This window comes from Paenibacillus vortex V453, from assembly GCF_000193415.1.
Lineage (GTDB): Bacteria > Bacillota > Bacilli > Paenibacillales > Paenibacillaceae > Paenibacillus_AQ > Paenibacillus_AQ glucanolyticus.
Window position 1 is genome coordinate 45,618 of record NZ_ADHJ01000050.1, and the last position, 11,058, is coordinate 56,675.

Sequence of the window (11,058 nt, forward strand, 5' to 3'; positions counted from 1 at the left end):
CGATCTACAACTTACGGAGCCGTTTCTAGAAACTTCGCGGTTGGATTTTTATCGATTGCCGTTCTCATTGCGTACTCATTCTCGAACAGGACAACATAATTATCCTTCTTGTCTTTCACGAGCGTTGAATTTATCCGGAACTTGGACGGATCAATGGTCTCATCCACAATCCAGCGTGCGAACTGATACGGCATCCGCTGAAGCTGGACATCGACACCATATTCACCCTTCATCCGGTATTCGAATACCTCGAACTGGAGCTGACCTACAACCCCGAGGATTGTTTCGTCGAAGCTAACGGTACGGAATACCTGAATGGTTCCCTCCTCCGTCAGCTGGTCAATCCCCTTTTGATACTGCTTATGCTTGAGCGCGTTCTTCACCGTTACTTTCGCAAAAATCTCTGGGGAGAACGTTGGCAGCTCATCGAATACCACTTCTCGTCCTTGACTGAGGGAATCTCCGATACGGAAAATGCCCGGGTCAAACAGACCGATGATATCGCCAGGATAAGCCTCCTGCACAATATCTCGATCCTGCGCCAGGAACTGCTGCGGCTGCGACAGCTTGATTTCCTTGCCTACGCGAACGTGTTTCACACTCATGCCGCGCTCGAACTTACCCGACACAATTCGCAGAAAAGCGATACGATCCCGGTGAGCCGGATTCATATTGGCTTGGATCTTGAATACGTACCCGGAGAACTTCTCGTCGGTCGGTTCCACCACACCCTCCGTGCTGCGGCGCGGCTCCGGCTTCGGCGCAAGCTGAAGAAAGTTCTCCAGGAAAGTCTGAACACCGAAATTGTTAATCGCGCTTCCAAAAAATACGGGCGTCAGCTGACCTTGCATAACTTTCTCCAGATCAAATTGGTCGCCAGCGACATCCAAAAGCTCCAGGTCCTGGCACAATTGATCATGCAGGTAATCACCGGCCATCTCACGAATCAGCGGGTCCTCATAGCCTTCGACCTTCTGTACTTTAATCTTGGAATGGTCGTCTCCCTGGAACAATTCAACCTGATTCTTAACCCTGTCGTATACACCGCACAGATCGCGTCCAGAACCGATCGGCCAGTTCATGGGTACAGAACGGATTCCGAGCACCTGCTCCAGCTCTTCCATGAGATCGAACGGACTGCGTCCTTCTCGGTCGAGCTTGTTAATAAACGTAAAGATGGGAATGCCCCGCTTGGCACAGACCTGAAACAGCTTAATGGTCTGAGCCTCGACCCCTTTCGCAACGTCAATCAACATGACTGCGCTGTCTGCGGCCGTCAACGTACGATAGGTGTCTTCACTAAAGTCTTGGTGACCTGGCGTATCCAATATGTTAATTCGATGCCCTAAATAATCAAATTGCATAACAGACGAGGTAACCGAGATCCCGCGCTGCTTCTCGATCTCCATCCAGTCACTCGTTGCATGCTTGCTCGCTTTACGAGCCTTAACCGATCCAGCCAGACGAATGGCGCCCCCGAACAAGAGCAGCTTCTCGGTCAGTGTTGTTTTACCGGCGTCAGGGTGGGAAATAATCGCAAACGTACGTCGCTTATCCACTTCCTGCTGCAGTTCATCTATTAGCTTTGCCATTTCACTTATCCCTTCGTAACTAAAGTCATGTATATCATTGTACCACAATTAATACGCAAATCATCCCCATACGCGGTGCGCATGAGGATGATTTTTATCACGTAAATTTTAGAAATTGGTTAGTTTTTCAACCACACAACGTTATCCTCGAGTTGACCATTAACGGGCCACCAGTGGAATCCGTCTTCTTCCAGAAGCTCATCCGCCCTCTTGGGTCCCCAAGAACCTGCAGGATATGATTCCAGCTCCCCTTGGTTCTCTCTCCAGGCGTTTGCGATTCGATCCACGAAGGACCAGGCTGAAGCCACTTCATCCCAGCGCGTAAAGTAGGTGGAATCACCGCGGGCTGCATCATGCAGCAGACGCTCATAAGCTTCAGGCGAATTGATTCCCACGATGCAGCTTTGACAGAAGTCCATCGCTACAGGAGCGATCTCCGACTCCGAACCTGGCTTCTTGGCGTTAATCTTCACGTAAATGCCTTCCATCGGGTTGACGCGGATAACAAGTAAGTTAGGTTCCAGAGAATGCTTCTGTCCCAAATATACATTTGTTGGCATCCGTTTGAACTCGACAACAACCTCGGTTGTTTTGACTGGCAGGCGTTTGCCTGTACGGATATAGAACGGTACGCCCGCCCAACGGAAGTTATCCACGAATACTCTGGCCGCAAAATAGGTTTCTGTATTGGATTCCGAATTAACCTTGTCCTCTTCACGGTAAGCCGGCAGATCTTTGCCGCCTGCGGAGCCGTGGGTATATTGGCCACGGACAACGTTGTTCTTCACCTCTTCATGTGAGGCATATGGACGCAGGGAACGAAGTACCTTCACCTTCTCGTCGCGGATATCCTCTGCGAGCAGACGGCTAGGCGGCTCCATTGCAATCATGGTCAGCAACTGCAGCATATGGTTTTGTCCCATATCCCTCAGTGCGCCGGCATGGTCGTAATATCCTCCCCGCTCCTCTACGCCAACCGTTTCGCCAAGCGTAATTTGGATGTTCGCAATATGCTTGTTGTTCCAGAGCGGCTCAAAGAAAGCATTCGCAAAACGCATAACTTCGATGTTCTGTACCATTTCCTTGCCCAGATAGTGGTCGATTCGATAAATCTCCTCTTCCTTGAACACCTTGCGGATCTCTTCGTTCAGCTTGGCAGCCGACTCCAGATCGTAGCCAAAAGGCTTCTCGATCACCAGACGGTTCCAGCCTTCTCCGTCCAGCATACCGCCCTTCATCAGGTTAAACGATACGCTACCGAACAATTCCGGTGCAAGCGCCAGATAGAACAAGCGATTACCCGGTATATTAAATTTCGTCTCCAACTGCTCTGTTTGTTCACGAAGCTCACGGAAACCGTCAATATTGTTAATATCTAAAGATTTATATTCAAAATGCTGTGCAAATGCATGCCATTCACTATCCTGTTCCGAACTGTATCGGCAGAATTCCTGAATCGAACGATAAACGTCCTCGCGGAACTCTTCCTGGGTGCGCGGACGCCGCGCCACGCCGATTACCGCAAAATCCTCATCCAGTTTCCCTTCACGATAAAGACTGTAGATCGCCGGAAACAACTTACGTCTTGCCAAATCACCGGTCGCTCCAAAGATGAAAAATACCGCTCCCGGTGTCTTCAATGTATCTAGATTTTGATTTTCAGCCATGGCTCCTCATTCTTTCTATGAATTATAGTGTATTTTTATGCATCGGAACTTAACACGATGTGATGACATTTTAGCATATTCATATAAAGTATGCTATCTCATTCCACATTTTTTCATCGGAGTTTCAGAAATCATTTTCAGTACTCTATTGTAATGACGGGAAATCCGATCGTTATTCTATTACTTTTCTTCACCGAATCTTCATGCACCGCCATCTGCATATGAATGGGTGTGCTGCCACTCATCACGAAAGCATCCAAGGATGGAGCCTCATATGAACGACTCAAAGTTGTGACATCCGCATAATCTTCAACCGAGCGAATCGGCACTTCCGCGGATATGGACTCCTCTACCTGATTCATCGTCTCCTCGACACCCCTTGTTTTCAATGCATACCCCTGAATGGCCGCATTCCATGTGTTGGCAATGCTTGCCTGATTCATCTCATCCTGGATGTTCTGCTGCATCGTCATCATCTCCGTGGTCTGCTCTGCTGCCTCTCCAATAAGCATCACTCTGATGTAACTGCTACCCTCCTCGCTGAGCGCCCAATCCAGCTGCGCAGATACGCCGGAAACCTTCGCTTCAGCATGGAATACTTCGTTTCCATGAAGTCGAGCCGTAGTGACCTCTGACAGCCCAATAGCTCCCGCTAACTGATCCGCAAGCATCTTAGCTTGATCCGCAGATACGGTATTTATGATTTCTCCTTGAATTTTTACCGTTAAGAGAGCCGAAGGGTCCATGTGTTCCTCCCCCAGATCGACAAGGAGCTCCAGATCGCTTTTTGCTGCCACACCTGCTGCTTCCCATCCTGCCGAGGTTGAGACTGCTTTCGCTTGCGGAACCGTTACGCCCATATTGTCCTTCGTTGTTCCTGCAAAACCCGCCATGACACCTGCCGCTCCACACAGCAACAACATCATCACAATAATCTGTAATCGCATCTTCCGCATCGTCAGCCACGCCTCCCCGTACGAATCTATCAATCTACTAAAAGGATAGCCTCGTCACAGCGGATTTATACACCCAACATGAAAAATGCGCCTCTCGCCATTAAATTCATCAGCCTGCTGATAACTTATAAATTCTATATCTTAAAAAAATAGAGCCGGCCGTTCTTACTCAGCCAACCCGTTCTTATATGCATATATGGCCGCCTGGGTACGATCTTCTACACCCAGCTTGCCCAAAATATTAGTCACATGAAACTTCACGGTTTTGATGCCTATAATCAAATCATCAGCAATATCCTGATTCGACTTGCCCTGGGCCACCAATCGCAGCACTTCCATCTCACGATCCGTGAGGTCGTTATGGGCCGGTGCTTCATTTTGCGGATGTCGGAAGCGATTCATCATCTTGGAGGCAACCTGCGACTCGAGTACCGACTGCCCCCGTGCGGCTGCACGTATCGCATCGGCTACTTCTGAAGCGCGGGAAGTCTTTAACAAGTAACTGAAGGCGCCTGCTTCGATAACCGGATACATCTTCTCATCGTCCAGATAGCTGGTCAGTACAATAACCTTAAGATTCGGGAACTGATTCATCAATTGACGCGTCGTCTCGATCCCGTCCATTCCGTCCATCACCAAGTCCATGAGCACCACATCTGGATGATATTCCTGGGCTAAGCGTATCCCTTCCTCGCCGCTGCCGGCTTCACCAACAACCTCGATGCCATCCTCTGTACCCAGAACGGCTGCCAAACCGATCCGAACCATCTCATGATCATCCACCAGCAGCACCTTAATCGGTGTTTCCATCTCCATCCCCCCGTTTACGTTCGTCATTTATGAGCGGCACAACAATCTCAATTCGCGTCCCTTTGCCCGGTGCTGTAATGAATTGTACCGAGCCCCCGATCTCCGTTACCCGTTCCTGCATCGTGGACAGACCGTAGGAAGTTTGTTTCTTGTCATCCAACTCGAATCCGATCCCGTCGTCCCTCAGCATCACCCGAACGGTGTTCTGCTTACGATGAATGCGAATATCCATCTTCTCCGCCTTGGAGTGCCGAAGTGTATTCGACATCGCCTCCTGAACGATACGGAACAGATGATTCTCGATCCCTTTTAGCAAATGTATGTCATCGTCCATCTCAAACGTAATTTCCATAGGTACTTTGATCCGCAGTTCCTTGATCAGATCCTTCAGTCCTTGCTCAAGCGCTTTTCCTTCGAGATAGACCGGCCGCAAATGAAGAAGTAGTGCTCTCATCTCCGACTGTGCAACGGCCGACATTTCCTCAATCAGCGCGACCTGACGCTGTGCTTTGTCAAAATCCTTATCCAGCGTTCTTCCTACGGCTGTTGCGGTCATCGAGATCGCAAACAGCTGCTGAGAAACCGCATCATGAAGCTCGCGTGCCAGACGCTGCCGCTCTTCTACAATCGCCGTGACTCTGGCTTGCTCTGCAAGCTGCGCATTGTTCGTAGACAGTCGCTGCAGGGAAGATACTTGATCCTCCCAGCGTTTGCTGATCTTAACCAGCTGCTCGCCTAGCCTGCCCACTTCATCTTCACCGATATCGGGCATTACGTCCGTTAGGCTGCCTTTTTCCCAGTTTACCAGTGTTTCCCTTACAAGATCGACCCGGCGCTTTACCCGATATCCTTGAAAGAATCCATAAATGGCTCCAAGTCCAATCGGCAGCAGTACCAGAGTAATGCCGGCTTCGATCCGGTTCTTCCACGAATCAAACGGCTTAAGATAACCATATGTATATAATAAATAAAGAACAACGAGCATGACAACCAATCCAAGAAGGGTCCCCTCGCGCATATGTCGGGTAATCATATTTGCTTTCTTTTCTGTTTCCACGGGGCAACCCTCCTGAATGGTTTAAACAAAACAATGCTTCTGCATTTATTAGGTCATTCTTATATTCAAATCTCCGCCTAAATAAGAAACAATGAATTTCACCTTATACTCACTGGCCTCATAATTAGGCGATTTATATCGAACTCGATTGAGGATGCCGGTTTCCTTCCGATCGTCCATATGAATGGAGCCAAACAGTATCGATGCTTCGATCTCCACCCCATAATAGTCAGGAATCATCAGATCAATATCGCCCAGCATTCCGTGGAACATCAGGACGGTTTGGCGTTCCTCAGGAAGCGCAAGCGATAGGTCCACATCGGCCTCTCCAAGCACATGCCACACACTCAGACTTCGCATCACCCACGGTGCACGGTCCCAATCAAAGTTGGACATAAAGTTCTGCTTCTGAATGTATCCTGTTGTTGTATGAGCCCGTTTGGACTTACCATAAAAAATACCTAGCGAAATCAAGCTGATGCCGATAATCAGCATGAGATGCTCCAGCAGCAGCATCACGGCACCTACTCCGAGCAGAATGTATCCCTTCTTCACGTGACTTTCCCTGATCTGAAGGACACCTGCAAACATGAGCAGCAGGGCGACAATGGTGAAGAAACCAAACCATCGGCCGAAAAGCATAATGAATCCCAAGCTGATTAAACCAACTGCAATCCAGCGGTTTCTGTCCATGTCGCACCTCCTTGATGACCAAGATATAAGCTCGGAAAAGCCATATCAGTGTGACACTCCACACTGTATGGCTTTACCTGTACTATTCGGACAACTATCATACCGTATAGCATATCATATGAACATGGATTTCGAATATGGTTTGTACTTATTTTGCTAACTTGTTAAGCAATTACTCTGACTTTGAGGAATTACCCATTTTGTTTTTCAAAGCTTGCAGCTGCTCATCCACCTTCAACTGCTTCTCAGCATCCACCGGGCTGGTGTATACAGCATTGTTAGGACGGTATGGTGCACGGAGCACATCAGCTTCTGCTTCCAACTGCATAATTTTTTCCTCCATACGGTGGAAGCCCATCGAAGCACTGCCGCTTTCAATCGTGTGCAGGCTGCTCACTTGAGACATCTGTTTCTTCGCTTTAGCCATTTGAGCGCGGGCTACGAGCTCATTGCGCTTGTTACGCATTTTGTAGAACTCGTCTTTCATTTCATGCAGCTGAGCGACAAGCTCTTTCGCTTGAGCCTCGGATTGCAGGTGCAGCTCCACATACTCGGTTTCTTTTTGATCGAAATAAATTTTTTCTTCAAGCAGCTTGCGAGCCACTTCTTCTTGACCGTTTTTCAGAGCCAATTCAGCTTGTGCTTCGCGTTGTGCAGCCATTTTTACTGCCTCATCCACACGCTGCTTCATGCGGCGCTCGTTAGCCATTTGCTTCGCAACCGTTACCTCTGCTTCATGAATTTCTGCCTCCATATCGCGCAGGTACTGATTCAACATTACGATCGGATCCTCTACTTTATCCAGCAGTTCATTCACCGATGCCTTTGTCATATCTTTAAGTCTTTTAAATACTCCCATGTTATTTATCTCCCTTCTCATAGTCCGAAAGTTTTTTCTTAAGTTCTTCAATTTCTTTCTGCATTGCCTTCTTCTCGATATCCTTCATCATTGCATCCAGATCGGAATCCGGGGACGCGTTGTTTCTTGCGCCATGTCCTCCATCCGGACGCCCAGAGCGGTCATATTTCGGACCAAAGATCCCATGTTCATTAGGATAGCCTTGGCGTCCATAACCGTCGTTGTAACCATTGTAGCCTGGACCTGGTCCTGGATTATCGTTGTAACGATATCCGCCGCCCTGTCTTCCCCGTGGTGGTCCGTACGGATCGTGATAATACGGTTCTTTGGGAACTACGAGGGATGCAATCAGATATATTAAGAGCGTTGTACCGCCTGTAAAAAAGATACTGATTACAAATATGATTCTGAGTAGGGTCGATTCGACTCCGAAATAATCGGATATACCGCCGATCAACCCTGTGAACATTTTGTCGCGGGTGGAACGGTACAATCTAGTCATGTTTACTCCTTTCCGCTGTTATTCAGCTTTTGCTTCAAGCGGGCAAGTTCCTTTTCCAATACAGTGGAGACCGATTCACCAGCCTGATTCATGTATTCTTGCCCCATGCGCCGTAAATCGCGAAGGCTTCTGGCTTCCAATTCCCAATCACTGATGCGATCTTCTAGGCGATTGAACATCTTGGGTACATCTTGACCGCCGCCGTAGGATCCCGTACGTTCATTCATTTTCTGTTGAAGACGAAGGGTCTCGACCCGGGCAACGTAATATTGCCGTTTGCTGTACACCGTCTGATATTCCATGCGCAGCTCGCCGAGCTGTTCATCGATTTCTTTCAGCGACTCCAGGCTTGAGGATAACAGGCCTTGGTACTGCTCAATTTTTTCCTCATAGATCAGCTTTTCCTGCAATGCAAGTTTGGCAAGATGATCTTCACCGGCCTTCAGTGCGAGCAATGCCTGCTCTTCACGTTTATAGCGCATGGTTTCTGCTTGATCCACCTGCTGTTTCAGCTGTCTGGAATGTACTTGGCATTGCTGCTGCAGTTTCTCTGCTTCTGCAATGTCCTGTCTGGTTGAATGAAGGAACTGGTCGATCAAACGAACCGGATCCTGGCTCTGTTCAAGCTTTTCATTCAATGTTGCAACGGTTATGTCTCTTATCCGTCGGAAAACACTCATATTGGCTTAGTCCTCCTCTTCTATCGCGATCATTATCTGGCTGTTTATGCCTGCCATTCATTATTGTGTTATATCAGTAACGTGGTCTGCCATTCTTCAATCTGGACACCCCGTAGATGATTAAGATGATTCCAAAGATCGGACCGATCAACCAGGACAGTTTACCCATCAACCAGATCACACCGATACCGAGAATAATCCATCCGATTAAGGTATTTCCTCTACGGATCCCGTAATATCCCAAAGCGACCATCAGCACTGGAATTAGAAGACTGAACAACCATCCGAGCAGAGGACCGAATATTCCCAGGAGAACCAATATCCCTAAACCAATCAACAGGATACTTATTCCATTTCCTTTTGAATTCCTCATTTATGCACCGCCTTTCTGTTATTTGATTGTTGTTTCTTTTGTTCAACCTTATGACTCTATTCTAGGTAATTTCAAGATGAACTAAAACGGCCTGCGGACGGTTTTTGAACCTAGACCTAAGTCGGGGCCACCTACAGACCTGCGTCCAACCCTTACACTAGATCTGCTCTCAGCTCATTCCATGGGATGTATCATTACCATCAAGAGCATAGCTCTACTGCTGTCTGATTACTGATTACCTTAGAGCAGTGCTAAAAGTGTCGGTTTAGAAAGGATCTATACCGCGGGTCGCGTAATATGTCCTGATTTACAAAGGCCTTGTAAGAAAATCAAGATATTCATTAATGTATGAATGATTGAAAGCACTAGAATTAAACGAGTCCCGGATTAGTGAGGGGATTAATACCACGTAAAATGAAGTACGATAGTGTATTAAAAAGGGGGCGTTAAAGGCATGCAGTTAAAGGTATGCAGTTAGGTGCAATTCAGGAGCTGCCTACATACTGAGGAGCATTTACATCAGTCCCTATCATAAAAAGCAACGGAGGCTTAGCGTGGAGTAACTAACCTAACAAAAGATCAATACGAAAAAAGGAATGCAGACTATAAACGTCTGCATTCCTTTTGATGATGCCGGTGAAGGGACTCGAACCCCCACGGTTTCCCTCACGATTTTGAGTCGCGCGCGTCTGCCAATTCCGCCACACCGGCTTACTGATGGCGTGCCCTAAGAGATTCGAACTCCTGACCTTTTGATTCGTAGTCAAACGCTCTATCCAGCTGAGCTAAGGGCACATAAGTTTGTAATGGAGGCGCCACCCAGATTCGAACTGGGGATAAAGCTTTTGCAGAGCTGTGCCTTACCACTTGGCTATGGCGCCAGAAACAAAAATGGAGCGGACGACGGGAATCGAACCCGCGACCCTCGCCTTGGCAAGGCGATGCTCTACCGCTGAGCCACGTCCGCTTATTAAAAAATCAATGGCTGGGGATATAGGATTCGAACCTATGCATGACGGAGTCAAAGTCCGTTGCCTTACCGCTTGGCTAATCCCCAACATTTTTTAAAAAAACTATGGGGCGACCGATGGGTCTCGAACCCACGAATGCCGGAACCACAATCCGGTGCGTTAACCCCTTCGCCACGATCGCCATAATGTAATAGTTTTTTCTAGAGAATAATCATAATGAAGTAATGGGCGACCGATGGGTCTCGAACCCACGAATGCCGGAACCACAATCCGGTGCGTTAACCCCTTCGCCACGATCGCCAAGTTCATTATAAGTATTCAATGGCAGGGGCAGCAGGAATTGAACCCACACCAACGGTTTTGGAGACCGTTGTTCTACCTTTAAACTATGCCCCTAAAAACTGGTGGAGGATGATGGATTCGAACCACCGAACTCGAAGAGAGCAGATTTACAGTCTGCCGTGTTTAGCCACTTCACTAATCCTCCATAATGGTGCCGGCGAGAGGACTTGAACCCCCAACCTACTGATTACAAGTCAGTTGCTCTACCAATTGAGCTACACCGGCATACACAATTATAAAATTACATGGTGGCTCGGGACGGAATCGAACCGCCGACACGAGGATTTTCAGTCCTCTGCTCTACCGACTGAGCTACCGAGCCTTAGTTCTTCGCGAACTTCGACGAAACCCATATCGGATACTCATCTTATCCCTGAAGCTTGTAAATAATGGCGGAACTGACGGGATTCGAACCCGCGATCTCCTGCGTGACAGGCAGGCATGTTAGGCCTCTACACCACAGTTCCATAAGGTATGATCACTATAAGTGATATAAATTGGTTGCGGGGACAGGATTTGAACCTGTGACCTTCGGGTTATGAGCCCGACGAGCTAC

General features: G+C 48.1%; 10 protein-coding genes and 12 tRNA genes. All 22 read right to left on the bottom strand.

The features are described 5' to 3' along the window. Positions 1 to 11: 11 nt before the first annotated feature. The gene (locus PVOR_RS26505; RefSeq protein WP_006212652.1) at positions 12 to 1,592 is read right to left on the bottom strand and encodes a peptide chain release factor 3; all 1,581 of its coding nucleotides are present in this window, start codon (positions 1,590 to 1,592) and stop codon (positions 12 to 14) included. A 119-nt stretch (positions 1,593 to 1,711) separates the two neighbouring features. Then, positions 1,712 to 3,259 (bottom strand): glucose-6-phosphate dehydrogenase, encoded by a 1,548-nt coding sequence (gene zwf, locus PVOR_RS26510; RefSeq protein WP_006212653.1) that lies wholly within the window; start codon positions 3,257 to 3,259, stop codon positions 1,712 to 1,714. Positions 3,260 to 3,396: 137 nt separating this feature from the next. Further along, a complete protein-coding gene (locus PVOR_RS26515; RefSeq protein ID WP_006212654.1) occupies positions 3,397 to 4,215 on the bottom strand; it encodes a YwmB family TATA-box binding protein in 819 nt (272 codons plus the stop codon). A 165-nt stretch (positions 4,216 to 4,380) separates the two neighbouring features. Then, the gene (locus tag PVOR_RS26520; protein WP_036644768.1) at positions 4,381 to 5,031 is read right to left on the bottom strand and encodes a response regulator; all 651 of its coding nucleotides are present in this window, start codon (positions 5,029 to 5,031) and stop codon (positions 4,381 to 4,383) included. Then, positions 5,009 to 6,082 carry a sensor histidine kinase gene (locus PVOR_RS26525; RefSeq protein WP_006212656.1) on the bottom strand — a complete coding sequence of 358 codons (1,074 nt, stop codon included), beginning with the start codon at positions 6,080 to 6,082 and terminating at the stop codon, positions 5,009 to 5,011. The genes PVOR_RS26520 and PVOR_RS26525 overlap by 23 nt, the downstream gene beginning before the upstream one ends. A gap of 48 nt (positions 6,083 to 6,130) precedes the next feature. Then, on the bottom strand, positions 6,131 to 6,775 hold the full coding sequence (gene liaF, locus PVOR_RS26530; RefSeq protein WP_006212657.1) for a cell wall-active antibiotics response protein LiaF: 645 nt from the start codon (positions 6,773 to 6,775) through the stop codon (positions 6,131 to 6,133). Between the two features lie 172 nt (positions 6,776 to 6,947). After that, positions 6,948 to 7,634 (bottom strand): PspA/IM30 family protein, encoded by a 687-nt coding sequence (locus PVOR_RS26535; RefSeq protein ID WP_006212658.1) that lies wholly within the window; start codon positions 7,632 to 7,634, stop codon positions 6,948 to 6,950. 1 nt (position 7,635) lies between these two features. Then, entirely contained in the window at positions 7,636 to 8,136 is a 501-nt protein-coding gene (locus PVOR_RS26540) for a PspC domain-containing protein (protein WP_036644774.1), read from the bottom strand. A gap of 2 nt (positions 8,137 to 8,138) precedes the next feature. Then, complete coding sequence (locus PVOR_RS26545) at positions 8,139 to 8,816, bottom strand: PspA/IM30 family protein (RefSeq protein WP_006212660.1); 678 nt, start codon at positions 8,814 to 8,816, stop codon at positions 8,139 to 8,141. Between the two features lie 73 nt (positions 8,817 to 8,889). Continuing rightward, complete coding sequence (locus tag PVOR_RS26550; protein WP_006212661.1) at positions 8,890 to 9,189, bottom strand: hypothetical protein; 300 nt, start codon at positions 9,187 to 9,189, stop codon at positions 8,890 to 8,892. Positions 9,190 to 9,820: 631 nt separating this feature from the next. Further along, positions 9,821 to 9,900: transfer RNA gene (locus tag PVOR_RS26555), tRNA-Leu, on the bottom strand. A gap of 7 nt (positions 9,901 to 9,907) precedes the next feature. Further along, a tRNA-Arg gene (locus tag PVOR_RS26560) sits at positions 9,908 to 9,984 on the bottom strand. A 12-nt stretch (positions 9,985 to 9,996) separates the two neighbouring features. Further along, positions 9,997 to 10,070 (bottom strand) — tRNA-Cys (locus PVOR_RS26565). Positions 10,071 to 10,081: 11 nt separating this feature from the next. Continuing rightward, positions 10,082 to 10,156: transfer RNA gene (locus PVOR_RS26570), tRNA-Gly, on the bottom strand. A gap of 15 nt (positions 10,157 to 10,171) precedes the next feature. Beyond that, positions 10,172 to 10,246, bottom strand: a tRNA-Gln gene (locus tag PVOR_RS26575). Positions 10,247 to 10,265: 19 nt separating this feature from the next. Further along, positions 10,266 to 10,341 (bottom strand) — tRNA-His (locus PVOR_RS26580). Between the two features lie 46 nt (positions 10,342 to 10,387). Continuing rightward, positions 10,388 to 10,460: transfer RNA gene (locus tag PVOR_RS26585), tRNA-His, on the bottom strand. Between the two features lie 22 nt (positions 10,461 to 10,482). Continuing rightward, positions 10,483 to 10,556 (bottom strand) — tRNA-Trp (locus PVOR_RS26590). Positions 10,557 to 10,562: 6 nt separating this feature from the next. Beyond that, positions 10,563 to 10,647: transfer RNA gene (locus PVOR_RS26595), tRNA-Tyr, on the bottom strand. A gap of 4 nt (positions 10,648 to 10,651) precedes the next feature. Then, positions 10,652 to 10,727, bottom strand: a tRNA-Thr gene (locus tag PVOR_RS26600). A 21-nt stretch (positions 10,728 to 10,748) separates the two neighbouring features. Further along, positions 10,749 to 10,824 (bottom strand) — tRNA-Phe (locus tag PVOR_RS26605). Between the two features lie 68 nt (positions 10,825 to 10,892). Further along, positions 10,893 to 10,969, bottom strand: a tRNA-Asp gene (locus PVOR_RS26610). Between the last annotated feature and the right edge of the window lie 89 nt (positions 10,970 to 11,058).